At 72.0% G+C, this 24213-nt stretch carries 22 protein-coding genes, 1 tRNA gene and 1 pseudogene; 8 read left to right on the top strand and 16 right to left on the bottom strand.

What is annotated here, in order from left to right:
• The first annotated feature begins 142 nt into the window (after positions 1-142).
• Positions 143-1360: a L,D-transpeptidase gene (locus IO33_RS0127275; protein WP_209438926.1), complete on the top strand. Its 1218-nt coding sequence runs from the start codon at positions 143-145 to the stop codon at positions 1358-1360.
• Between the two features lie 157 nt (positions 1361-1517).
• Positions 1518-2264, top strand: coding sequence for a DUF6227 family protein (locus IO33_RS0127270; RefSeq protein WP_031169644.1), 747 nt, complete (start codon positions 1518-1520; stop codon positions 2262-2264).
• 30 nt (positions 2265-2294) lie between these two features.
• Here IO33_RS0127270 and IO33_RS0127265 read toward each other — a convergent pair whose 3' ends face one another.
• From IO33_RS0127265 to IO33_RS0127245, 5 genes are all read right to left on the bottom strand, one after another.
• Complete coding sequence (locus IO33_RS0127265; RefSeq protein WP_031169642.1) at positions 2295-2546, bottom strand: hypothetical protein; 252 nt, start codon at positions 2544-2546, stop codon at positions 2295-2297.
• Positions 2547-2669: 123 nt separating this feature from the next.
• Positions 2670-4922, bottom strand: coding sequence for a PTS fructose transporter subunit IIABC (locus IO33_RS0127260; RefSeq protein WP_031169641.1), 2253 nt, complete (start codon positions 4920-4922; stop codon positions 2670-2672).
• Positions 4923-5085: 163 nt separating this feature from the next.
• On the bottom strand, positions 5086-6033 hold the full coding sequence (pfkB, locus tag IO33_RS0127255) for a 1-phosphofructokinase (protein WP_031169639.1): 948 nt from the start codon (positions 6031-6033) through the stop codon (positions 5086-5088).
• Positions 6030-6791 (bottom strand): DeoR/GlpR family DNA-binding transcription regulator, encoded by a 762-nt coding sequence (locus IO33_RS0127250; RefSeq protein WP_031169638.1) that lies wholly within the window; start codon positions 6789-6791, stop codon positions 6030-6032. The genes pfkB and IO33_RS0127250 overlap by 4 nt, the downstream gene beginning before the upstream one ends.
• 230 nt (positions 6792-7021) lie before the next feature.
• Complete coding sequence (locus tag IO33_RS0127245) at positions 7022-8548, bottom strand: MFS transporter (protein WP_031169637.1); 1527 nt, start codon at positions 8546-8548, stop codon at positions 7022-7024.
• 62 nt (positions 8549-8610) lie between these two features.
• On the opposite strand from IO33_RS0127245, the gene IO33_RS0127240 reads away from it, so the two are divergent.
• The gene (locus tag IO33_RS0127240) at positions 8611-9600 is read left to right on the top strand and encodes a helix-turn-helix transcriptional regulator (RefSeq protein ID WP_031169636.1); all 990 of its coding nucleotides are present in this window, start codon (positions 8611-8613) and stop codon (positions 9598-9600) included.
• 480 nt (positions 9601-10080) lie between these two features.
• On the opposite strand, the pseudogene IO33_RS53820 reads toward IO33_RS0127240, so the two are convergent.
• Positions 10081-10473: pseudogene (locus tag IO33_RS53820) on the bottom strand (TetR/AcrR family transcriptional regulator); the annotation flags it as partial.
• Between the two features lie 716 nt (positions 10474-11189).
• Positions 11190-12188 carry a sigma-70 family RNA polymerase sigma factor gene (locus IO33_RS0127230; protein WP_031169634.1) on the bottom strand — a complete coding sequence of 333 codons (999 nt, stop codon included), beginning with the start codon at positions 12186-12188 and terminating at the stop codon, positions 11190-11192.
• 193 nt (positions 12189-12381) lie between these two features.
• Here IO33_RS0127230 and IO33_RS0127225 point away from each other — a divergent pair, with 193 nt between their 5' ends.
• The gene (locus IO33_RS0127225) at positions 12382-12912 is read left to right on the top strand and encodes a GNAT family N-acetyltransferase (RefSeq protein ID WP_031169632.1); all 531 of its coding nucleotides are present in this window, start codon (positions 12382-12384) and stop codon (positions 12910-12912) included.
• Positions 12913-12925: 13 nt separating this feature from the next.
• Here the strand turns inward: IO33_RS0127225 and IO33_RS0127220 are convergent, their stop codons facing one another.
• Positions 12926-13717 (bottom strand): dioxygenase family protein, encoded by a 792-nt coding sequence (locus tag IO33_RS0127220; protein ID WP_031169630.1) that lies wholly within the window; start codon positions 13715-13717, stop codon positions 12926-12928.
• A gap of 107 nt (positions 13718-13824) precedes the next feature.
• On the opposite strand from IO33_RS0127220, the gene IO33_RS0127215 reads away from it, so the two are divergent.
• Positions 13825-14334 carry a MarR family winged helix-turn-helix transcriptional regulator gene (locus tag IO33_RS0127215; RefSeq protein WP_031169628.1) on the top strand — a complete coding sequence of 170 codons (510 nt, stop codon included), beginning with the start codon at positions 13825-13827 and terminating at the stop codon, positions 14332-14334.
• An 18-nt stretch (positions 14335-14352) separates the two neighbouring features.
• Here IO33_RS0127215 and IO33_RS0127210 read toward each other — a convergent pair whose 3' ends face one another.
• Positions 14353-15897, bottom strand: coding sequence for an MFS transporter (locus IO33_RS0127210; protein WP_031169626.1), 1545 nt, complete (start codon positions 15895-15897; stop codon positions 14353-14355).
• 137 nt (positions 15898-16034) lie between these two features.
• On the bottom strand, positions 16035-16682 hold the full coding sequence (locus tag IO33_RS0127205; RefSeq protein ID WP_031169623.1) for a TetR/AcrR family transcriptional regulator: 648 nt from the start codon (positions 16680-16682) through the stop codon (positions 16035-16037).
• Between the two features lie 481 nt (positions 16683-17163).
• On the opposite strand from IO33_RS0127205, the gene IO33_RS0127200 reads away from it, so the two are divergent.
• From IO33_RS0127200 to IO33_RS0127190, 3 genes are all read left to right on the top strand, one after another.
• Positions 17164-18399: a M6 family metalloprotease domain-containing protein gene (locus IO33_RS0127200; RefSeq protein ID WP_037686010.1), complete on the top strand. Its 1236-nt coding sequence runs from the start codon at positions 17164-17166 to the stop codon at positions 18397-18399.
• A gap of 154 nt (positions 18400-18553) precedes the next feature.
• Positions 18554-20164, top strand: coding sequence for an IclR family transcriptional regulator domain-containing protein (locus tag IO33_RS0127195; RefSeq protein WP_031169618.1), 1611 nt, complete (start codon positions 18554-18556; stop codon positions 20162-20164).
• 98 nt (positions 20165-20262) lie between these two features.
• Positions 20263-20338 (top strand) — tRNA-Arg (locus IO33_RS0127190).
• A gap of 68 nt (positions 20339-20406) precedes the next feature.
• On the opposite strand, the gene IO33_RS0127185 is transcribed toward IO33_RS0127190, so the two are convergent.
• The 6 genes from IO33_RS0127185 to IO33_RS0127160 form a co-directional block, all read right to left on the bottom strand.
• Positions 20407-21558 carry a tyrosine-type recombinase/integrase gene (locus tag IO33_RS0127185; protein ID WP_031169616.1) on the bottom strand — a complete coding sequence of 384 codons (1152 nt, stop codon included), beginning with the start codon at positions 21556-21558 and terminating at the stop codon, positions 20407-20409.
• Positions 21558-21746 carry a helix-turn-helix domain-containing protein gene (locus tag IO33_RS0127180; protein ID WP_031169613.1) on the bottom strand — a complete coding sequence of 63 codons (189 nt, stop codon included), beginning with the start codon at positions 21744-21746 and terminating at the stop codon, positions 21558-21560. The genes IO33_RS0127185 and IO33_RS0127180 overlap by 1 nt, the downstream gene beginning before the upstream one ends.
• Positions 21743-23125 (bottom strand): replication initiator protein RepSA, encoded by a 1383-nt coding sequence (gene repSA / locus IO33_RS0127175; RefSeq protein ID WP_107069384.1) that lies wholly within the window; start codon positions 23123-23125, stop codon positions 21743-21745. The genes IO33_RS0127180 and repSA overlap by 4 nt, the downstream gene beginning before the upstream one ends.
• Complete coding sequence (locus tag IO33_RS0127170) at positions 23122-23325, bottom strand: hypothetical protein (protein WP_031169608.1); 204 nt, start codon at positions 23323-23325, stop codon at positions 23122-23124. The genes repSA and IO33_RS0127170 overlap by 4 nt, the downstream gene beginning before the upstream one ends.
• Positions 23325-23507: a hypothetical protein gene (locus IO33_RS0127165; RefSeq protein ID WP_031169605.1), complete on the bottom strand. Its 183-nt coding sequence runs from the start codon at positions 23505-23507 to the stop codon at positions 23325-23327. The genes IO33_RS0127170 and IO33_RS0127165 overlap by 1 nt, the downstream gene beginning before the upstream one ends.
• Before the next feature lie 85 nt (positions 23508-23592).
• Positions 23593-24144 carry a GGDEF domain-containing protein gene (locus IO33_RS0127160; RefSeq protein WP_031169603.1) on the bottom strand — a complete coding sequence of 184 codons (552 nt, stop codon included), beginning with the start codon at positions 24142-24144 and terminating at the stop codon, positions 23593-23595.
• Between the last annotated feature and the right edge of the window lie 69 nt (positions 24145-24213).

Genomic DNA, 24213 nt, shown 5'->3' with positions numbered 1-24213 from the left:
GCGGTCCCCCGGGCTCGAATTGTCGCGGTTCTGTCACGTGATGACGTTCATGGGGATCGGAGGGAACCTACCCCGACGCCGGTGCACTCTTTCTCCACGCACTGGAACGGATCACGCACATCACACGAACCTGGAGCAGCTCGTGACAACGCCGGACATTGCCGCGCGGCGCGCACTGGGGGCCTGTGCCGCCATGATGGTCGGCGCCCTCACCCTGACCGCTTGCGGAGGCAGCGCCAACGCGACCAGCGACGGCAAGGGCGGCAAGGACTCCCCCAAGACGTCCACGGCGAAGATCGCCATCTCGGCCAAGGACGGTTCGACCGGCGCGTCCATCAACGCGACCGGGGTGAAGGTCAGCGGCGGCAAGCTGACCGACGTGAAGATGACCGTGGCGGGGACGGGGCAGACCGTGGCCGGCGCGATATCGGCGGACGGCAGCAGCTGGAAGCCGAAGCAGCAGCTGGAGCGCGGCACGAAGTACCAGCTGGGCGCGACGGCGAAGGACGCCGACGGGCGTACCGCGGCGGCCAACTCCATCTTCACCACGGTCACGTCGTCGAGCAGCTTCATCGGCACCTACGCACCGGACGACGGCAGCACGGTGGGTGCGGGCATGCCGGTGTCGTTCACCTTCGACAAGTCGATCACCGACAAGAAGGCCGTGCAGTCGCACATCACGGTCAACTCCAGCAGCGGCCAGCAGGTGGTCGGGCACTGGTTCGGGGACCGGCGGCTGGACTTCCGGCCGCAGGAGTACTGGAAGGCCGGCTCCAAGGTCACGATGAACATCGACCTGGACGGGGTCGAGGGCGCGCGGGGCGTCTACGGGGTGCAGAAGAAGACCGTCTCCTTCACCGTCGGGCGGTCGCAGGTCTCCACGGTCGACGTCAACACGCAGACCATGACCGTGGTGCGGGACGGCAAGACGATCAAGACGGTGCCGATCTCCGCGGGCAGCGCGCAGCACACCACGTACAACGGGCAGATGGTGATCTCCGAGAAGTTCGTGCAGACACGCATGAACGGCTCCACGGTCGGCTTCGGCGGCGAGTACGACATCCCGGACGTGCCCCACGCGATGCGGCTGACGTCGTCGGGGACGTTCATCCACGGCAACTACTGGTACAACAAGGGCAACCCGCCCTTCGGCCGGGAGGGCACCAGCCACGGCTGTGTCGGCCTCGTGGACGTGCAGGGCGCACAGGGCGACACGTCGGCCAAGTGGTTCTTCGACAACTCGCTCGTCGGGGATGTCGTGATCGTGAAGAACTCCCCGGACACGACCGTCGCCCCGGACAACGGGCTCAACGGCTGGAACATGTCGTGGAGCGCCTGGACCGCGGGAAGCGCCGGCTGAGCGGCGGCTTTTGACGACAGGTGGGGCCGCGCGGGAACTGCTCGCGCGGCCCGCGCGTTTTCCCGGCGTACGTTTTCTCGGTTCCCGGACATGATGTCCGACCGAGGGGCTACGGTATGCACCCACAAGGTGACATGCAGCAACGCCGGGAGAAACCTTGAGCGTTCCGTACGAGACGGCAGCGTACGAACCAGCCGAGTCGCCCGAGTCTCCGGAGGAGCATCTCGCGCGGCTCCTCGGCCGCGCCCTGAACTCCTTCGAGCTGCCCGACGAGGTGATACGGCAGCTCGACTGCGCGCTGGCGCACGACAGTTCGCTGCACTCCGCGTACCACAGCGCGGGACGGCACCGGGAGACGTACCGGCACACCTGGCTGCTCGCCGACGGCTCCGCGGTCACACTGTGGGAGCTCGTGCACAACCCCATGCCGGGCGGCCCGCCGGAGCACGAGGTGTATGTCGACGAGGAGGAGCTGCAGGCGGCCACCGCGCGGCTCGGGCTGCCGCCGGAGACACCGGAGTTCGAGCTGCCCGCGCTGACGCGGCTGTGGGCGATCCCCGAGCCCCGGCACGTGTTCGCCTCCGACGACTCGGCGGACCACGCGCGCCGCCTGCTGCGCCGCGCGGAGAACCCGGACCGGCCCGGTACGGAGACCGCGGCGCTGCTGGCGACGGCGACCGCGCACCAGATCACCCAGGCGTTCGGGCGCCCGGGACGCGCCGGACGCGCGGGACTGACCTACGCGCTGTACGAGCACGCGTTCCTGCTGCCGGACGGCGGCGAGATCTCCCTGTGGGAGGTCGAGCACACGGCGACACCCGACGGCCGCCACATGTGCGAGGTGTACATGTCGGAGGACGCGGCCCGGGAAGCCATGGAGCGGCGCGCGGCGCGGCAGGGCTAGCGCGGACGGGGGCGACGGGCTCCGCGTCGGTCAGTGATCGCCGAGTCGCCGTACCAGCCCGGCGAAGGCGTCCCGTTCCGCCGGGGAGAGTTCCACCGACTCCCGCGGGGGGCCGGACTTCGGCTGGGACGGCAGGAGCGGGAGGCGGACAGCCGGGAGCTCTCGGACGGCCTCCGCGCGAAAGCGGCGCAGCAGGCGCATGACGCTGACCGCCCAGACCACACCGGCCAGGGTGAGAACGGCCGCGCCGGCCAGCTGGAGACTCGAGACGTGCTCAGGCATGCGTCCCAGTACACACCACAGTCCGGGACTTTGGCCCCGGACCGTGACGTATCTCGCAGGTGCCGTGAACAACTCACAGCGAACTAAAGGGACAAGGCGTGGCGGCGCGAAGGGCTGCGGTGGTCAGGCCGCCACGGGCTGCCCGGTCTCCTTCGGCGCGTTCGCCGAGTTCGCCCCGGGGTCGGCGGCCGCGGTCTGCGAGGTCTGCTTGCGCAGGCCCTTGAGCAGGACCACCAGGGCCGTGGTGGCGCAGACGCCGGCCGCGACGGCGACGAGGTACAGCAGCGGGTTGCCGATCAGCGGGACCACGAAGATGCCCCCGTGCGGGGCGCGCAGGGTGGCGCCGAAGGCCATCGACAGGGCGCCGGTGAGCGCGCCGCCCACCATGGCGGACGGGATGACCCGCAGCGGGTCCGCCGCGGCGAACGGGATCGCGCCCTCCGAGATGAAGGAGAGGCCCAGGACCCAGGCGGCCTTGCCGTTCTCGCGCTCGGTCCGGGTGAACAGCCTGCCGCGCACGGCGGTGGCCAGGGCCATCGCCAGCGGCGGGACCATGCCGGCCGCCATCACCGCGGCCATGATCTTCATCGCGGAGTCGCTGGGGTTGGAGACCGCGATGCCCGCGGTGGCGAAGGTGTAGGCGACCTTGTTGACCGGGCCGCCCAGGTCGAAGCACATCATCAGGCCGAGCAGGGCGCCGAGCAGCACCGCGTTGGTGCCGGTGAGGCCGTTCAGCCAGTCGGTGAGGCCCTTCTGGGCGGTGGCGATGGGCTTGCCGATCACGACGAACATCAGGAATCCGACGATCGCCGAGGAGATCAGCGGGATCACCACCACCGGCATGATGCCGCGCAGGGCCGCCGGGATGTCGATCCGCTGGATCGCCAGCACCACGCCACCGGCGATCAGACCGGCGGCCAGGCCGCCGAGGAAGCCCGCGTTGATGGTCAGCGAGATCGCGCCGCCCACGAAGCCGGGGACCAGTCCGGGCCGGTCGGCCATGCCGTAGGCGATGTAGCCGGCCAGGACCGGGACGAGGAAGCCGAAGGCCACGGCGCCGATCTGGAACAGCAGGGCGCCCCAGCTGTCGGCCTGGGTCCACACGAAGTGGTTCATCACCGACGGCGCCTTGTTGATCTTGTAGCCGCCGATCGCGAAGCCCAGGGCGATGAGCAGGCCGCCCGCGGCGACGAACGGGACCATGTAGCTCACACCGCTCATCAGCCAGGTGCGCAGCTTGGTGCCGTACCCCTCGGTGGAGTCGCCCGCGCGCTCGACCGGTGTGCCGCCCGACGCGGGCGCCGGCGCACTCGTCTCGCCGCGCTCCGCCTTCTCGCGCACCTCCGTGATGAGTTCGGCGGCGCGGTTGATGCCCGCCTTCACACCGACGTCGACGGTCGGCTTGCCGGCGAAGCGGTCCTTGTCGCGTACGGGGACGTCGTGCGCGAAGATCACGCCGTCCGCAGCCGCGATCACCTCCGGGTCCAGCCGGGTGAAACCGGCCGAGCCCTGCGTCTCGACGACGACCTCGGCGCCCGCCGCGCGGCCCGCGTTCTCCAGGGACTCTGCCGCCATGTAGGTGTGCGCGATACCGGTCGGGCAGGAGGTGACGGCGACGATACGGAAGGGGCGCGCGCCGGAGTCCGGGGTGGGGCCGGCGCCCGCGGGAGTCGCCTGCGCCGGGGTGGACGCCCCTGGCGCCTGCGGGATGGTGGCCGCCGCGGCGCCGGCGGAGGCCGCCACCGGCGCCGCAGCGGTGTCTTCGGGGGCATCCACAGCGCCCGCGGAGCCTTGAGCAGAGCCCTGACCGGAGCCCTGAACAGAGCCTTGAGCAGAGTCCTGGACGGCGTGCGCGCCCGTGGCGCCCGCCTCGTCGGCCGCGCCCGCGCCCGCGTTCCCCTCGAAGGACTCCGGCGCACGCACCGCGCTCGGGGCCTCGTCCCCGCGGATCAGCGCCGCCGCCGTCCCCGTGTCGGTCACCGCGCGCAGCGCCGAGGTGAACTCGGCGTTCATCAGCTGGCGGGCCAGGGAGGAGAGGATCGTGAGGTGGGCGTCGTCGGCGCCGGCCGGGGCCGCGATCAGGAAGATCAGATCGGCCGGGCCGTCCGCGGCGCCGAAGTCGATGCCGGCGGCGCTGCGGCCGAAGGCGAGGGTCGGTTCGGTGACGTGGGCGCTGCGGCAGTGCGGGATGCCGATGCCGCCGTCGAGGCCGGTCGGCATCTGCGCCTCGCGGGCGGCCACGTCGGCGAGGAAGCCCTCCAGGTCGGTCACCCGGCCCTGGGTGACCATGCGCTCGGCGAGGGCGCGCGCCGCCGCTTCCTTGGTGTCGGCGGACAGGTCGAGGTCGACCAGGTCCGCGGTGATCATGTCGCTCATCGCGGGCTCCTCTGCACGCGTATCGCCCGGGGGGAGGGGTGGGCGGTGTGGGGGACGAGGGTGCTGCTGTGGGGGGAGGCGGTCGGGACGGTGGCCATGGTGGGTGACGGGGAGTCCCGCCACGGCCGGGCCGCAGGGGCCGTACGGCGGCGGATCAGGGCGTTCATGACACCGGCTCCGTCAGTTCGCGGTCGAGCGGGATCTCGGCCGTGACGGTCACCGCCGCCGGGTCCAGGTCGGCGGGGGTCGGCATGACGCTGCCGGGGAGCTGGACGGCGGCGGCGCCGTGGGCGACGGCGGAGGCGAGGGCCCCGGGCCCGGTGCCGCCGGCGATCAGGAAGCCGGCGAGGGAGGAGTCGCCGGCGCCGACGTTGCTGCGGACGGTGTCCACGCGCGCGGTGGCGAACCAGGCGCCGCCGTCCTCCACGAGAAGCTGCCCGTCGGCGCCCAGGCTCGCGAGCACGGCGCGTGCGCCCATGCCCCGCACCTCCTCGGCGGCCTTCAGCGCGTCACCCACGGTCGCCAGGGGGCGTCCGACGGCTTCCGCGAGCTCCTCGGCATTGGGCTTCACCACGTCCGGCCGCGCGCGCAGCGCTTCCAGCAGCGGCCGCCCCGAGGTGTCCAGCGCGATGCGCGCTCCCCCGGCGTGCGCACGCGTGACGACATCGGCGTACCAGGAGGGTGCAAGCCCCCCGGGCAGGCTGCCGCAGCACGCGATCCAGTCGGCGTCCCGCGACTGCTCGCGGACGGTGTCCAGGAGGAGTTCCTGTTCGGCCGGGGAGAGTTCGGGGCCGGGCGCGTTGATCTTCGTCAGCACCCCGTCCTCCTCGGCGAGCGCGATGTTGGAACGGGTGGCTCCGGCGATCGGGACGGGCGCGACCTCGATGCCCTGCGCATCGAGCAGGTCGGCGACGAGCGCGCCCGGCGCACCCCCCAGGGGCAGGACGGCGACCGTGCGCCGCCCGGCGGCCGTGACGGCGCGCGAGACGTTCACGCCCTTGCCGCCCGGGTCCATGCGCTCGGTCTCGGCGCGGATGACTTCGCCGCGTTCCAGGCGCTGGACCTCGTAGGTGCGGTCGAGGGAGGGGTTGGGGGTGACGGTGAGGATCATGCGCGTACCACTTCCGTGCCGCCGCGCTCGATGACGGCCGCGTCTTCGGGGCTCAGCCCGCTGTCGGTGATCAGCAGGTCCACGTCGCTCAGGTCGCCGAAGCGGGCGAAGTGCTCCTGGCCGTGCTTGGCGGAGTCGGCCAGCAGCACCACGCGGCGGGCGGCGGCGACCGCGGCCCGCTTGACCGCGGCCTCGGCGAGGTCCGGGGTGGTCAGACCGTGCTCGGCGCAGAAGCCGTTCGCGGCCACGAACAGCACGTCGGCGCGGATCTCGCCGTACGCACGAAGCGCCCAGGCGTCCACCGCGGCACGCGTGCGGTGCCGTACGCGGCCGCCGACCAGGTGGAGCTGGATGCCCGGGTGGTCGGCGAGGCGGGCGGCGATGGGCAGGCTGTGCGTGACGACGGTCAGGGAGGCCTCCAGCGGGATCGCGGCGGCGACCCGGGCGACCGTCGTACCGGCGTCGAGGATCATCGTGCCCTCGGCCGGCAGCTCGGCGAGGGCGGCCTTGGCGATGCGGTCCTTCTCGTCGGCGGCGGTGGACTCGCGCTCGCTGAGGTCGGGTTCGAAGTCGAGGCGGCCGACCGGGATGGCTCCGCCGTGCACCCGGCGGACGAGGCCGGCGCGGTCGAGGGCCTTCAGATCGCGGCGGATCGTTTCCGCGGTGACCTGGAACTCCTCGGCGAGCGACAGCACGTCCACCCGGCCGCCGTCACGTGCGAGCCGGAGGATCTCCTGCTGCCGTTCCGGTGCGTACATGTCGCTGGCCTCCGCCTCGATGTCCGATGCCTGCTGTGCGATGCCCACCGCCCGGGGCCCGGTGTCCGTTCACTTCCGACGATGCCCGAACGTGTGGTTTCACTGCGAGGCTACGCCCGGCCTTCCGGAAAGTAAACAGGTTCGGATTTTAATCGGGCATGAACGGACACGTGGACAGCGCAAAGGCCCGACACCTGGTCGGTGCCGGGCCCTGCTGCCGTGGCGCCTGGTCAGCGCACCAGCTCAGGCTCCTTCTCCGCCTCCGGCAGCTCCGCCTCCGCCGCCCCCTCCGCATGCTGCGCGGGCCGCTTCGGCAGGGCGGACATCAGCAGGAAGATCACGCCCATGATCCCGGCGACCCACCACAGCGCGTGCTGGAAGGCGTGCACGAAGGCGAGGCCGACCCGGGCCGGGGGCGTCCGGTCACCGATCTCACCGAAGAACACCACGGAGACCAGCCCGAGGCCGAGCGCGTTGCCCATCTGCTGCACCGTGTTGATCAGCCCGGACGCGGAACCGGCGTGCTCACGCGGAACCTCCGAGAGCACCACGTCGGTCAGCGGGGCGACGATCAGCCCCATCCCGAGGCCCATCACGACCAGCGGCAGGGCCATCTGCCAGGAGGCGATGGACAGGCCGTAGCGGTGCGCCTCCCCCACGTAGAGCAGCACGCCCACGCCCATCACCAGCGCGCCCGCCTGCAGCACCTTCCGCCCGAACCTCGGCACCAGCTGCTGCACCGACAGGCCGGCCGCCGTGGACACCGCGAGGGAGAACGGTACGCCGGTCAGCCCGGCCCGCAGCGGGCTCCAGCCCAGGCCGATCTGCATGTACAGCGTCCAGACCAGGAAGAAGATGCCGAGCGCGACACCGAAGACGGTCTGCACGGCGATGCCGGCAGCGAAGCTCTTCACCCGGAAGAGGGATAGCTCGATGAGCGGGGAACCGTCCCTGGCCGCCTTCCGTTTCTCGTACGACACCAGCGCCGCGAAGACGACGAGCGCACCGGCCATGCAGACGTACCCCCACAGCGGCCAGCCCAGCTCACGGCCGCGCGTGAGCGGGTAGAGCAGCATCAGCAGGCCCAGCAAGACCAGGGCGACACCGACGAGGTCCAGCTTCAGCGCCTTGGGGGCCTTCGACTCGGTGATGAAGCGGCGGCCCAGCAGCCAGGCCAGGACGCCGACGGGGAGGTTGATGAGGAAGATGGGACGCCACTCCAGGCCGAACAGGTTCCACTCGGTCAGCAGGGCGCCGAGCAGCGGGCCGGAGACCGCGCCCAGACCGACGACCGCACCGAACATGCCGAACACCTTGCCGCGTTCGTGCGCCGGGAAGGTGGCGTGCACGATCGAGAGCACCTGCGGCACCATCATCGCCGCCATGCCGCCCTGCAGGATGCGGGAGGCCACCAGCATCTCCGGGTTCGCCGCGAAGCCGCACAGCGCGGAGGCGAGGGTGAAGCCGCCGATACCGATCAGGAACAGCCGCCTGCGGCCGTGGATGTCGCCCAGACGGCCGCCGGTGATCAGACCGGCGGCGAAGGCCAGGGCGTAACCGGCGGTGATCCACTGGATCTGGCTGACCGAGGCGTTCGCGCTGCGCCGGATGGACGGGATGGCGATGTTGACGATCGTCACGTCGACCAGATCCATGAAGGCGGCGGTCATGACGATGGCGAGGGCGAGCCAGCGGGATCGGTCGGAGGAAGGTGCGACAGGCGCCGCCGGGGCGGCCGTGGGGTCGTTCGGGGTCATGAGATGAACGTAGGCCCTTATTAGGTCAGATCATGTCCTAGTGGTGCGGCATTCTCGTATCCATGACTACGGACACTCCGGCCCGGCTCCTCCAGCTCCTCTCTCTTCTCCAGACCCCGCGGGAGTGGCCCGGTGGGGAGCTGGCCGGGCGGCTGGGGGTGTCGCGTCGAACGGTGCGGCGGGACATCGACCGGCTGCGGGAGCTGGGCTATCCGGTGCAGGCCACGAAGGGCGCGGACGGCGGGTACCGGCTGGTCGCGGGCAAGGCGATGCCTCCGCTGGTGCTGGACGACGAGGAGGCGGTGGCGATCGCGGTGGGCCTGCGGGCGGGGGCCGGGCATGCAGTGGCGGGCGTGGACGAGGCGTCCGTACGGGCCCTGGCCAAGCTGGAGCAGGTGCTGCCGGCCCGGCTGCGCCACCGGGTGTCCACGCTGCAGGCGGCGACCACACCGCTGACCATCGGGGACGGGCCGAGCATCGCGCCGGAGACGCTGACCGTGATGGCCTCGACGGTGGCGGGACACGAGCGGCTGCGGTTCGTCTACCGCGACAAGGACGGCAGCGAGTCGCGGCGGCTGACCGAGCCGCACCGGCTGGTGTCGACCGGGCGGCGGTGGTACCTCGTCGCCTACGACCTCGACCGCGCCGACTGGCGGACCTTCCGGGTGGACCGGGTGAGCGAGCCGTTCGCGACCGGAGCCCGGTTCGCGCCACGGGAGCTGCCGACGGGGAACGCCGCCGAGTACCTGCGGCAGTCCATCCAACGGCGGCAGGAGACATATGAGTTCGCGGTGCGGTTCGCCGCGTCGGCGGAGCAGGTCTCCGCGCGGCTTCCGGCGTGGCTCGGGACGCCGGAGGACGACGGTGAGGGCGGTTGTGTGCTGCGGGGCGCCTCCGGTGATCCGGTGGAGTGGCTGGCGGTGCGGCTGGCGTCGGCCGACTGCGAGTTCACGGTGCACAAACCCGGTGAACTGGTGTCCTGTGTAAGGGAGTTGGGCGCACGGCTGAGCCGGGCGGGGGCGAGCGGCGCCCAGGAAGGGGCCTCAGGATGACGGCCGGTCACACCCGCCGCTCCAGTCGAAGCCCCGCAGGGAAGCGAGGTTGCGCAGGGCCAGGGCCGCGGGGCCTTCGGGACCGGCGGGCGGGCAGTTCGTGGCGGCCCAGGCCTCCACGGCCACACGGACGGCGGCACCGGCGACGGCCGCGGTGAGGCGGTGGCCGGGTGTGACCGGTACGGGGGCAGCCGCGGGACGCAGGGCGACGAGGCCGCCTCCCGCGCCCCCTTCGGCCCCCCTGACTCCCGCACCCCCTTCGAACCCCGTGGCTCCCGTGCCCTCGTCGGCTCCCGTGACGCCCGCGGCCCCCTCGGCTCCCGTCGTTCCCGCGTCCTCCTCGACGCCCGCGGCCCCTTCCGCTCCCTCGGCCCCTTCCGCCCCCTCGGCCACCGCGTCCCCCTCGGCGCCCTCGCCTGCCGCCGGCCCGCCGGCCCCGCTCGTTTCAAGTCCCCCGGCCCCCGGCCCGGTTGACACCGCGCGGGCCGCCAGGATCTCGGCCAGGTTCTGTTCCGACGCCTGGCACACCTCGGCCCAGACCTTGCGCAGGGCGGGGCTGTCACCGGCCAGGCGGATGAGCGTGCGGACCCATTCCCAGGACGCCGCCGAGACGGCGACGCCGGGCGTGAGGGTGCGGTGGACGGCGTGCTCCAGCGCGGCCGGTACGGTCAGCCCGTCGGGCGCCGAGCGGACCGCTTCCGCCCAGCGCTGCGCGCCCGCGGCGTAGAGGGGGGCGACCGCTTCCTCCTTGGTGGCGAAATACCGGTAGAACGTCCGCGGTGCGATGCCCGCCGCCTGCGCGATGTCCTCGGCGCGGGTCGCCCGCAGGCCCTGACGGACGAACAGGGCGGCCGCCGCGCGGGCGATCTCCATCCGGGTCTCGGCCTTCCGGCGCTCGGTCAGCGAGAGGGGCGAGGAGGCGGAAAACGGCTGGTGGGCGGCGCTGCGGGTGGTGCTCATCCCGGCAGGCTATGCCCATGTGGCAGAATCTGCCATCCGGCGGTCCACCCCGGGGTTCAGGTACGGGGTGGGCCGCCATTCCATGAGTGCGTCACCGCTCTCCCACCCGCGCGGGCTTGAATCCCCATCAGGCGGTCTGCGGCTCTTCACGGCACGTGGGCGGGCCTGCCGGGCAAGGGTGAAGCCGGGCTCCGGCACCCAGGGGGGATGGGTGCCGGAGCCCGGCCGGGGAAGGTCCCGGCGCCGGGGGGGATTGCGTCGGGACCTGGCTCTGTGGTGCGGTGGGGGCGCGTGGGGTCGGCCGGTCTGTGCGGTGCATGGGGAGTGCGGTTCCTGGGGCCTGGCTGCTACTGGACCCGGAAGGGTTTTTCCCGCGGGCCCGGGCGTTGAAGCGAGGGGACCACGTCATGTTTGCGCCGTCTTTCGCCACCGGCGTGCGCGCCCCCTGGGCACCGTAAGCCCCCAAGACACCACCCGCCTCGGCGCACCGTGCGCCGCCCGGTGGGCCGGACGCGCGGCACGCCGGGCGGCCCCGCCGCAGCGGAGCGGCTCCGGGCGCACCCGGCGCCCACCCCGCTGCGGCACACGCCGCGCCCAGGCCCCGCACACCCGGCACCCCCCGGCACCTGTTACGCCGCCGCGTCGAAGCCGGTGTCGCGGGCCAGCTTCTTCAGTTCGAGGAGGGCGTGCTTCTCGATCTGGCGGATGCGTTCGCGGGTCAGGCCGTGCTCCTTGCCGACCTCGGTCAGGGTGCGCTCACGGCCGTCGTCGATGCCGTACCGCATCTTGATGATGGAGGCCGTGCGCTGGTCCAGGCGGCCGATCAGGTCGTCCAGTTCCTCGCTGCGCAGCAGGGTGAGGACGGACTGTTCCGGGGAGACCGCCGAGGTGTCCTCCAGGAGGTCGCCGAACTGGGTCTCGCCCTCGTCGTCCACCGACATGTTCAGCGAGACCGGGTCGCGGGCCCAGTCGAGGACGTCGATGACGCGCTCCGGCGTCGTGCCCAGCTCCGCGGCGATCTCCGCGGGCTCCGGGTCGCGGCCGTTCTCACGGTTGAACTCCCGCTGCACGCGGCGGATACGGCCCAGCTCCTCCACCAGGTGGACGGGGAGCCGGATCGTGCGGGACTGGTCGGCGATGGAGCGGGTGATCGCCTGACGGATCCACCAGGTGGCGTACGTCGAGAACTTGAAGCCCTTGCGGTAGTCGAACTTCTCGACCGCGCGCACCAGGCCGGCGTTGCCTTCCTGGATCAGGTCGAGCAGGGGCAGGCCGCTGCGCGGGTAGCGCCGGGCGACCGCCACGACCAGGCGGAGGTTGGAACGGATGAAGACGTCCTTGGCCCGCTCGCCGACGGCGGCCAGCGCCTCGAGTTCCTCGCGGCTGGCGTCCGTCTTGGACTCCTCCTCACCGTCGAGGACCTGCTGCGCGAAGACACCCGCCTCGATGGTCTGGGACAGCTCGACCTCCTTGGCGGCGTCGAGCAGCGGCGTCCGCGCGATCTCGTCGAGGTACATGCCGACCAGGTCGCGGTCCGCGATCTCGCCGCCATGAGCGCGAACACTGCTTGCCGAGTCGGCCGTCTCGCCGGTGGCGGACTTACGACGGGCGACGGCACGGGTTGCCATGCGTGCTCCCTTGCGATGGTGGGCTGGCGGGTGGTCCTGCTGAACGCTCGGCATCGGGGGGAGTGTCACTGGGACCCTCTCCGAGTGCCCTGCATCCGTGGGAAACAACGACTGGAATCCGGACAGAATTCCCCGCCCGTCCCCCAATTTTTCTGATCATGCAGTACCCTGTTCCGCCACACAGGGAGGCGAGATGCCGACGGAGCGTAGAGAGGTGCAGGTCAGGCCGGGAGTCGAGGGGGATCTCGACGCCCTCACCGCGATCTACAACCACTACGTACGTGAGACGGCCATCACATTCGATACCGCGGTCTTCACTCCGGAAGAGCGCCGCCCTTGGCTGCTCTCCCACCCGGAAGACGGCCCGTACCGCCTGATGGTTGCCACGGAAGGCGATCCGGAGGGCGATTCACAGCGCGTTCTGGGATACGTCACATCCAGCCCTTACCGGCCGAAGCCCGCGTACGTCACGTCCGTGGAGGTTTCGGTGTACGTCGCCCCGGACGCGGGGCGGCGCGGCATCGGCACGCTGCTCTACGACGCCTTGTTCAAGGCGCTGGCCGAGGAGGACGTCCACCGCGCCTACGCCGGGATCGCCCAGCCCAACGAGGCCTCCGGGCGGCTGCACGCCCGTTTCGGCTTCCGGCACGTCGGCACGTACCGCGAGGTCGGCCGCAAGTTCGGCCGCTACTGGGACGTCGCCTGGTACGAGAAGGACCTGTGACCCGGGCGGGGGATCAGCCGAACTGCACCGAACGCTTCGCCATCCCCATCCAGAACCCGTCGATCACCGACTTCTGCGCGTCCAGCTCCCCGCCCGCCTCAGCCGCGCCCATGGTGACGAACAGCGGGGCGAAGTGTTCCGTGCGCGGGTGGGCGTAGCGGCCGGCCGGAGCCTTGTTCAGGAAGTCCAGCAGGGCGTCCCAGTCGCGGGCCTGAAGCGCGCGACGGCCCCAGTCGTCGAACTCCGAGGACCAGCTGGGCACACCGCCGCCGGTGTGCCGCAGGGCGGCGAGGTTGTGGGTGAAGAAGCCGGAGCCGACGATCAGCACGCCCTCGTCGCGCAGGGGCGCGAGCTTGCGGCCGATGTCCATGAGGCGGACCGGGTCGAGGGTGGGCATGGAGATCTGCAGGACGGGGATGTCGGCGGCCGGGAACATCTCGACGAGCGGGACGTAGGCGCCGTGGTCGAGGCCGCGGTCGGGGATGTCCTGGACGGGGGTGCCGGGGGCGCGCAGCAGCCCGCGGACGGATGCGGCCAGCTCGGGTGCGCCGGGGGCGTCGTACCGGACGCGGTAGTAGTGCTCGGGGAAGCCCCAGAAGTCGTGGACGAGGGGGACGGTCTCCACCGCGCCCAGCGCGAGCGGGGCCTCCTCCCAGTGGGCGGAGACCATGAGGATCGCCCGGGGCCGGGGCAGGCGGGCGGACCAGGCGGCGAGCTGGCCGGGCCAGACGGGGTCGTCGGCGAGCGGCGGGGCGCCGTGGCTGAGATAGAGGGCGGGCATGCGCTCCTGGGTGGCGGCGGACATGGCTACGACTCCCGGTCATCCGAATGCTTTAACTCTCAAGCTCTAGCTCGGCCACCGTACGCCCCATTTGTTCAAGTTTCAAGGAGCGGACTCGTACAGTGGGACACATGAACACGGCATCCGACTCCGCCGCACAGCCCCGCTGGCTCACCGACGAGGAACAGCGCGTCTGGCGCGCCTACCTGCACGCCACCACCCTGCTGGAGGACCACCTCGACCGGCAGCTGCAGCGCGACGCGGGCATGCCGCACATCTACTACGGCCTGCTCGTCAGCCTCGCCGAGGCCCCGCGCCGCCGGCTGCGGATGACCGAGCTGGCGATGAAGGCGAAGATCACCCGCTCCCGGCTGTCGCACGCGATCGCGCGGCTGGAGAAGAACGGCTGGGTGCGCCGCGAGGACTGCCCCTCGGACAAGCGGGGTCAGTTCGCGGTGCTCACCGAGGCGGGGGCCGAGGTGCTGGGGCGCTCCGCGCCCGGCCATGTGGCCGCCGTACGGCAGGCGATGTTCGACCGGCTCAGCCCCGAACAGCAGAAGGCCCTCGGCGAGATGATGGAGATCATCGCCGAGGGCCTCCAGCCCGACGAAGCGGGTGCGGACCTGCCCTGGCTCCGCTGATTCACCCGGGGGTCGGGGTCAGTGCGCCACCACCGGCACCGGCACCTCGTCCTCGACGCTCCCGGCACCCTCACCGGAGGCCATCGTGGTGGAGCCCGGCCGGCCGGCGTTGACGAAGGTGAAGGCGATCAGGGCGGCGAGCCCGAGGATGCCGACGGCGAACCAGATCGCGGTGCTGTAGCCGTGCACCATGCCCTGGAGCCCGACCAGCTGCTGCTGCGGCTTCGTGGTGGCACCGGCGATGTGGTCCTTGACGTACGAGGTCGTCGCGGACGCGGCGATGGTGTTCAGCAGGGCGGTGCCGATCGCGCCGCCCACCTGCTGCGAGGTGTTGACCATCGCGGAGGCGACACCGGCGTCCCGGGGCTGGACGCCCTGGGTGGCCAGGGACATGGCGGGCATGAACGCCGTACCCATGCCGAGGCCGAGCAGCACCATCGCGGGCAGCAGCTGGGTGCCGTACGCGGAGTCGATCTTCAGCTGGGTCAGCACCAGCATGCCGAGCGCGGCGACCAGGAAGCCGGGGCCCATCAGGAAGCGGGCCGGGATCCGGGTCATCAGCCGGGTGCCGATCTGGGTGGAACCGGTGATCATGCCGGCCACCATCGGCAGGAACGCGAAGCCGGTCTTGACCGGCGAGTAGCCCTTCACGACCTGCAGGTAGTAGGTCAGGAAGAGGAACAGGCCGAACATGCCGATGATCGCGAGGCCGAGGGAGAGGTAGATCCCGCCGCGGTTGCGGTCGGTCACCACGCGCAGCGGCAGCAGCGGGGCCTTGACCCGGGACTCGACCCACGCGAAGGCGCCGAGCAGCACCGCGGACGCGACGAACATGGAGACGGTGATCGCGTCGCTCCAGCCGTCGGACTCGGCGCGGGTGAAGCCGTAGACGAGGGCGACCAGGCCGAGGGTGGACAGGATCACGCCGGGGATGTCGAGCGGGGAGCGGTTGCGGCCGCCCTCGGGCTCGCGGATGACGAAGTAGGCGCCGGCCGCGGCGACGATGGCGAAGGGGATGTTCACGAAGAAGGTCCAGCGCCAGTTCAGGTACTCGGTGAGGAAACCGCCGAGGATCAGGCCGACGGCACCGCCGCCGCCGGCGATGGCGCCGTAGATGCCGAACGCCTTGGCGCGTTCCTTGGCGTCGGTGAACATCACGGCGAGCAGCGACAGCGCGGCCGGGGCGAGCAGCGCGCCGAAGACACCCTGCAGGGCACGGGCGCCGAACATCATCGCGCCGGTGGTGGCGGCACCGCCGAGCGCGGAGGCCAGGGCGAAGCCGGCCAGACCGGTGACGAAGGCGCGCTTGCGGCCCCACTTGTCGGCGATACGGCCGCCGAACAGCAGCAGACCGCCGAAGGCGAGGGCGTAGGCCGTGACGACCCACTGCCGGTTGCCGTCGGATATGCCGAGGTCGGTCTGCGCGGACGGCAGAGCGATGTTCACGATGGTGGCGTCGAGGACGACCATCAGCTGGGCGAGCGCGATGAAGACGAGCGCCTTCCAGCGGTTGGCGTCGCCGGTCAGGCCGGCGCCGGGAGCCTTGCGGGCTGTGTCGGACATGGAGGTACCCACTTCGGGACTTCGTGACGGAAAAATGCCGAGAAAAGGGCCGCGGTGAGGAAGCCCGTAGCAGGGAGGAGCGCGGCTGCTGCTACGTGCCGTAGGGATGGACTGGGATCGGGAGCCGAACTAATCGGTCAGCAGGCGCGCAGCTCCTCGATGGTGACGGCCGTGCCCGGCAGGGCGGAACGGGCGGGCGCCCGCAGGCCGTCGAGGAACAGCTGGAGGTGGCGGTGCACGAAACGGTCGCCGTGGAGGCAGTCCGTGCCGGCCGGGGGCCGGCTCAGCTGGGCCACGACGATCAGCAGATCGCCGACGCCGACATCGGGCCGCAACTGTCCGGCCGCCTTGGCCCGGCCCATGACCTCCTCCACGAGCTGTTCGACGCGCTCGCGGGAGGCTTCCAGGTCGGGGTGGTGCTGGTCGAACGTGCTGGAGATCATCGGGCACAGCGCGCTGATCCGCTCGTCGGCGGCGGCGTGCACGAAGTGTTCCAGCGCGGCGAAGGCGTCCCCGGTCTCGGCGAGGGCCACCTCGGCCGCCTCGGCCGTCCGGTCCATGACGGAGCAGACGACCTCGCGGGCGAGGGCCTCGCGGTCGGGGAAGTTGCGGTACACCGTGGCGTTGCCGACGCCGGCCCGACGGGCGATCTCGTCGAGCGGCACGTCCAAGCCGTGCTCGACGAACATCTCCCGGGCGGCGGTGACGATCCGCTCCCGGTTGCGCAGGGCGTCGGCGCGGGGCCGGTGCACCTTGCGCGGTGCGGGGGTGGTCGCGGTCGACACGGTGGACTCCTTCGAAGCGAGGGAGGCGAAGCACGGGTGCCCCGCCGGCGATCCGGGGAGGGAGTCCCCGTTTCGCTCGGACACAGGGCTAAACGGGGAAACGGTCCCCGGTTATTTCCCGCCCGCGCAAAGAATCGCTGTGACCTGAACCACACCTTGCGCCACACTCCTCACCGGCCCGGATTCACCCCCGTGCGAACCGGCATTCCCACGATCGGTCTCCTCCAGCGCGCGGCCCCCACCCCGGCGACACAGGGTGAGCGCAAGGGTGCAGCCGGAGACCGGCGGCTGCCGTGGAGCGAAGGGCCCATGCATGCAGCCGCAGCCGCCCCGCCGCATATCCCTTTCCCACGGGCGCCTCCCCGCAGGAGGCCACACCACCCCCGCGCGCCCCCGCAGCGGCGGTTCCTCCCAGGGAAGCCGGGGCCGCGCCCCCCGCGAAGGACGCAGCCGCACTCGCACCCGCATACGCCCGCGCCGGGTGGCCACCCTGGCCGCGGTGACCGCACTGACCCTCGCGGTCAGCACCTCGGCCGGGACCGGACACCTGACGGCGCCCACCACCGCAGGGCCCACCGGCATGGCCCGCTCCGTCGCCCTCGCCCCCTGCACCGTCCACGGCGGCCGCGACGTGCAGATGACCGAGGGCCTGCCCACCCCGCACGGCTACGCCCGCTCCACGGGCACGGTCCACGCCCTGACCCTGATGGTCGACTTCTCCGACGCTCCGGGGCAGGGCAGCGCCATGGACCGCTTCCACGAGTTCTTCCCGCGGACCCAGGAGTGGTTCCGCACCGCGTCGTACGGCCGCCTCGACTACCGGCCCCAGACGCCGATCACCGCATGGCTGCGGATGCCCAAACCCTTCAAGGAGTACGGCATAGAGCGCGGCGCCCCCTTCGATCCCGGCTACCGGCAGCTCGTGCAGGACATCGTGGACGCGGCCGACCCCGCCGTGGACTTCCGCTCGTACGACCTCCTCAACGTCCTGATCTCTCCCAACGCCGGCCCCTCCGCACTGGACACCGTCCTGTCCGTGACCTTCGCCGGCAACACCGACGCCCCGGTCGCCGACGGCGTCCCCATCGCCAACGCGTCCTTCGTCTACTCCCGCCAGGACGACGGCTCCGGCTCCTACGACCGCACCGGCTACCGCGTGCTGCCGCACGAGAACGGCCACACCTTCGGACTGCCCGACCTGTACACGCAGGAGGGCGGGGGCGCGGTCGGGCACTGGGACATCATGAGCGAGGACTGGGGGGCCGGGAACGACCTGCTGGCCTGGCACAAGTGGAAGCTGGGCTGGCTGGACAACTCCCAGGTGAGCTGCGCGGCGGCCCGGGGCAGCACCGAGTACCTGCTGACGCCGCTGTACAAGCCCGGCGGCGGGAAGCTGGTCCTCGTCCCCGTCGACGCGCACAGCTCCTACGCGATGGAGGTGCGCGAGCAGGGCGGCAACGACGAGGCGGTCTGCCGGCCAGGGCTGCTGATCTACAAGGTCGACGGCACGATCGACACCGGACGCGGTCCCGTCCGGGTCTACGACAGCCACCCCGGCAGCGGCGGCTGCACCCGCAGCCCCAACGTCCAGGCGGAACTCTCCGACGCCCCCTTCTCCCCCGGCAGCACCTTCAAGGACCCCCGCCACGGCGTCACCGTGCAGGTGACCGGCACGGACGAGGACGGCGCCTACCGGATCCGGGTCACGCGGTCGTAGGGCACTTCAGGGCCACGTCAGGGGCACTTCAGGGGAATGCGGGGGCCGTCCGGGCAGGTGAGGGCCGGCCGTTCGGGCAGGTGAGGGCCGTTCGGGCGAGGGGAGCCGGGCGGGGTTTACCTTAGGCGTGCCCGTATGCCGTACCGGAGAGCCGATGCCCGCGAAGACCGCACTGGATGCCGACGCCCGCGGCGGTACGGGGGAAGCGGTGGGGCCGTTGCTGCGCGGCGTCGGTGTGCTGCGGCGGCTGACCGAGGCGGGCGGCACGCTGAGTCCGAGCACGCTGGAGCGGACCACCGGGCTCGCCCGGTCCACGGTCGACCGGATCACCGCCACGCTGGCCCGCATGGGCTACGTCCGCCTCGACGGCCGGGACGTCGTCCTCACCCCCGGCGTGATGGAGCTGGGAAACGCCTACCTGGCCGCCCTCCGCCTGCCCGCGCTGCTCGGCGCCCGCGCCGACGCCCTCGCCGACGAGCTGGACGAGTCGGTGTCGCTCGCGGTCGCCGACCTCGACGGCATCCGCTTCGTCCACCAGGCCACCCGCCGCCGCGCCATGTCCGTCAGCTTCCGCATCGGCGACCTGCTCCCGGCCGAACGCACCGCGCCCGGCCCGCTGTTCGCGACCGAGTGGACCCCCCGGGACTGGGCCCGCTGGCACGCCCGCCGGGCGGCCGACCCGGCGGACACGGCGTTCCCCGCCCTGCCGCCCGGCCCGGTGCCCACCGGCGACTCCGCCTTCCCGGCACGGGTGGAGCGGGCGCGCCGGGACGGCTGGGCGGTGGACGACCAGCTGATCGAACCGGGCCTGGTCGCGGTGTCCGTACCGGTGCGGGATCCGGCCACCGGCCGTCCGGCCTGCGTGGCGAGCGTGGTCAGCCATACCAGCCGGCACGCCGCGGCCGACCTGCGCGGCAGCCTCCTGCCCCGGCTTCGTACGGCCGCGGCGGCGATGGAGTGCGACCTGCGCACCGCTCCCCCGCCGCGGCCCGGCCCCCCGCCCGCGGGCCTCGCGAGCTGGACCACGGCGTTCAAGCACGAACTGGGCCGGGACTTCGTGGAATCCCTGGCCCGCGGTCTGACCGTGCCGGCCGCGTTCGGCGAGGGCCGCTCGGCGCTGTCCCTGACCGAGGTGGCACGGGCGACCGGCCTGGCCCGGGCCACGGCGCGCCGCGCGCTGCTCACCCACGAACACCTCGGCCTGGTGCTGGCGCACCCCGACCGCACCTTCTCCCTGACCCCGCGCGTCCTGGACCTCGGCTTCCCACCGCTGTCCCGCAGCACCCTCCCGCGTCTGGCCGAGCCGCATCTGCGGGCCCTCGCGGACCGGTTGCAGGAACCGACGGCGCTGGCGGTGCTGACGGCCGACGGCACGGAGATCCAGTACACCGCCCAAGCGGGCGCGAGCCGGGTGCTGACCGTCCACATCACGGTCGGCGCCCGCCTGCCCGCCGCCGCGACCTCCCTGGGCCGCGTCCTCCTGGCGGACACCGCCTCCTCCCTCCCCCCGGCGCTCGCCCAGGTCCGCGTCCAGGGATACGCCCTGGTCGACGAGGAGCTGGAGTCGGGCCTGCGGTCCCTCGCCGTACCGGTACGGGACCGATCCGGCAGGGTGGTCACCGCGCTGGACGTCGCCACCCACGCGGCCCGGCGCAGCCTGCGGGACTGCCTCCAGGACGTCCTCCCCGCCCTCCGCGCAACCGCCGACCGCATCCAGACGGACCTCCACACCGCCTCCCGCTTCAGCCCCGTCCCTCTGTCCTGACCCCGGCTCCCCTGCTCCCCGCAGCCCCGGCCCGCCGTGCCACGACGAGCCACCCGCTACACTGTCGCCGGTGGCCTCATCGCCACCGACCGAGCAATGCCTTCGTAGCTCAGGGGATAGAGCACCGCTCTCCTAAAGCGGGTGTCGCAGGTTCGAATCCTGCCGGGGGCACCAGGCAAAAGGCCCCGGACCGATCATGGTCCGGGGCCTTTGACATCCAGCTTTGACATCAACGAGGGCGGTCACTGACGACCAGGGCGCCTCCGCAGCAGGCGGTCCATGTGGCTCATGGCCTCGCGCTGGGTGTCCTGAACGACGTGGGTGTACACGTCCATGGTGATGCTGATCTGGGAGTGCCCGAGGATCTCCATCACGACGCGGGGCGCGACCCCGGCCGCCGTGAGAAGGGTGGCGGTGCCGTGCCGGGCGTCGTGCAGCCGGATGACGCGGAGGCCGGCGGACTGGGCGACGCGGGTGAAGGAGCGGTAGACGTTCCGCGGCTCGACCGGGCGGCCGGTCCGGGTGGTGAAGACGTAGTCCGAGTCCGGCCACCGCTCCCCCGCCTTCGCGCGAGCAGCTGCCTGCCGCATGCGGTGCCAGCGCAGAGGCGCGATGCAGAGCGCGGGGAGCGGGACGACACGGCGACGGCGGCTCTTGGGGTCGTCCTCGTACAGGACGCCACGACGCCGCTGCGTCTGCTGGCGGACGTACAGGACCCGGTTGTCGAGGTCGAGGTCCGACCAGCGAAGGCCGACGATCTCACCCCGGCGTAGGCCCATGGCGATGGCGAGCACGAAGGCCGCGTAGAGCGGGTCCTTGCGGGAGACAGCGAGGAAGTCGAGGGTCTCGTCCAGGCTCCAGGGCTTCAGCTCGCGGTTGTCGGTCCGTGGCGGCTCGACGAGCTGGGCGACGTTCCGCGCGATCAGCTCCTCGCGGCAGGCCGAGGACAAGGCCGAGCGCAGGACCCGGTGGGATTCCTTGGCCGTTGCCGCAGTGGTCTCCTGCTCCAGGCGCACGAGGAACCGGCGTACGTCCGAGACGCTGAGGGATTCGAGCCGCTTGGCCCCCAACATGGGCACCAGGTACAGCCGGACGTGCGTCTCGTACTTGTCGTACGTGCTCAGCTTCCGGCGAGGCCGAATGACGTTTTCCACCCAGTACGGCAGCCACTCGGCGAGTCTGGCCGACCGGGTGGGGACGGGCACGCCCTGGTCCACCTTGTCGAGCAGTGCACGACGCTTGGCGTCGCACTCGGCCCAGGTCTTGCCGTAGGCGAACTTGCGGGCTCGGGTGCCGTCCGGCTGGAGCACGTAGACCGCGCACTGGTAGCGGCCGTCCTTGCGCTTGGTGATGGTGCCGGCGCCGTTGGGGTTGCGCTTGCGCTGACCGGCCATCAGGCGGCCTCCTCGATCTGGCCGAGGATGAAGTCCTGGACGGCGTCGGCGGGGATGCGGCGAGCACCATCGATCTTGATCGAGGTCAGGCGGCGAGAACGGATCAGGTCGTAGACCTTCGAGCGTCCGAGCTTCAGCCGCACCATGACTTCCGGCACGGTGAGCAGTTGGGCGGTTGCGGTCGTCACTCTGCGGCTCCTTCCAGGGCCAGTTGGTCGCGTAGGGCTTCGCGGGCGGTCTCACGGTTGAGCTGGAGGTCGCGGGCGATGGTGGCGGCGAGTACGGACTCGCCGGGGGTGTGGCCGTGGCCGGCGTACTGCCAGTCGGCCAGGACCAGGACGGTGTCCGGCTCGATGTCGTCGAGGCCGAGGGCGGCGTGTTCCTGTGCGGCGCGGTAGTCGGCGCGGGCCTGGCGGAGTTCGCCGAGGGTGGTGGAGTAGCGGCGGGACTTGGAGGAGAAGTGGCCGCGGAAGCCGAGCATGTGAGCCCAGGCCCACAGGCGCCGGTCGGGGTAGAGCGGGTCGAGTTCCTTGCAGGCCTTGATGAGGCAGCGGGCGTGTTCGGGGACCTGGTGGCGGTCGAGTTCGGCGAGTTCACCGATGCGGCGGTCGAGGGTTCCGGTGTTCTCGGCCGCCTTGGTTGCGTACTTGGCGACGTAGGAGGCGACGGCCTGTTCGGTGATGTCGGAACCGTCACCGAAGGCCTTCACGGGCCGTACGTCGAGCTGGGCGCCCCAGCGGAAGGTCCGGGCGGGTTGGTCCTCGGCTGCCGGGACGGAGACCGACGTGTAGGAGTGCGCGGCGGCGGCCCGGATCGCGTCGGAGAGGAGGTCGACCGTGGCCCAGGTCGGCGGCGGGGTGGCGGGGCCGTCCGGTCCGTCGATGCGGATCACAGCGTGGAAGTGCAGGGCTCCGCGCTTCTGGAACTCTGCGACCTTGCCGTAGGAGAGCCGGGCGGCTTCCTGCAACTCCCGTTGAGAGAGGCCGGCGCGGGCGGCGACCTCCCGGCGGAGCCGGTTGGTGAAGCGCTGCCAGAGCTGTCCAGCGTGGTTGTTGAACAGCACCGCGCCCGCGTAGTCGTAGGTGGTCGGGTCGAGGGCGGTGCCGAGGGTGGGATCGTCGGCCTGGTGATGCGTGCCGCAGCGGCAGACGCCCCGGTCGGGCCGGTTGTGCACGCGGCCGAACGAGGGGGCGGTGAGGGTGGCGAAGACGCGCGGGTGGTCGCGGACGGCGGCGGGAATGTCGCGGCGATCGTCCCCGGCGAGGCCGGCGCGGATGAGGTGGTAGGTGTCGCCCGCGTACGTCCAGGCGCAGGCGGGGCAGCGGGAGGCGCGGCGATTGCCGCAGGCGAGGCGGAGCCGTCCACCGGGCTCGCCCTCGGTGGAGTAGTGGTGCAGGGTCTCGCCGGTGGCCTTGTCCTTGGTGAGGGTCCAGCCGGTCAGATGGATGGGGTCGGAGCAGCCGCCGGTGCGGCGGATCTGGTGCTCCCAGCGGGTGTAGTCGGGGGCCGAAGCCACCCTCAGCAGGTCACCGAGGGTGGTCGGGTCGAGCAGGGCTTTCGGGGTCAACGGCGCCAACCTCGCTTCTGCGGGGTGTTGGCGTCTTCGCTCGCGGCGGCGTTGGAGGAGCGGCCGTGGCGGTCGGGCTTGGTGGCCCGGTCGGTGTCGTGCAGCTGGTGGGCTTTGGCGGTCTTCTTCAGGCGGTCGTAGTCACCGTCCAGTCCGTCGGACAGGATGCGGTCGACTCCGAGGCTCCAGCGACGAGGCATCAGACGTTCACCCCCTGCCGGCGGGCGGGGCGGGCGGTGCCGGTGCCCTGGCAGGCCGGGCAGTTGGCGGTGATGGTGCGCAGGTGGCCACGGTGGTCGCGGCCGCCGAGGGTGACGGCGGCGGAGGCGAAGCCGTCGCAGGCCGGGCAGATCCTCGGCGGGGGCGGGGTGGGGTGGGCCATGATGGGGGTTCCTTTCGATTGCGGTTGGAAGGAAGGGCCCCGGGTGGCGGCGTGCTTGGCGGCTTGTGCGCCACCCGGTGGCCTTTCAGCGAGTGGTGCGGGAGCCCCGGCGGGCACGGCCCTTGGCCGCGTACATGGCCGCGTCAGCGGCGGCGAGCGCGTCCGTCAGGGTGGGCACCGCGAGATTGGCGATAGGGCAGACCCCGACCGAGGCGGCCAGCGGCAGCGACAGCCCGTCGTGGTGCAGCGGCCGGTGCAGTGCGGCCGTGAGCGAGTCGAGGTCGACGGCGGTCAGGTCCTGGACGACGGCGACGAACTCATCCCCGCCCAGACGGCCGGGGGTGCCGTTGCGTCCGCACCAGGCGCGCAGCCGGTCAGCGGTGGCGATGAGGGCGGCGTCCCCGGCGGCGTGGCCGTGGGTGTCGTTCAGCTGCTTGAAGTGATCGAGGTCGACCAGGAGCACGGCTGCTCGGGGGTGCCGGCGGATGAGGTGTTCGGCGCGGGCGGTCCATCCGGCGCGGGTGTGCAGTCCGGTGACCGGGTCGCGGCGGGCGGTGGCGAGACGGCGGGTGAGCAGGCTGCCGTGCACGGCCCAGCCGAGTAACGGAACGATGCTTGCGGCGGTGTTCAGGTCCATGACGTTCTCCCTGCGATGGCGGTTGGCTGACGGGTTTCGGCCCTCGGAGCGGTGGCGTGCTTGGCGGCT

It is taken from the genome of Streptomyces durhamensis (genome assembly GCF_000725475.1).
Classification (GTDB): Bacteria; Actinomycetota; Actinomycetes; order Streptomycetales; family Streptomycetaceae; genus Streptomyces; species Streptomyces filipinensis.
This window is presented reverse-complemented; position numbering and strand designations above follow the sequence as displayed.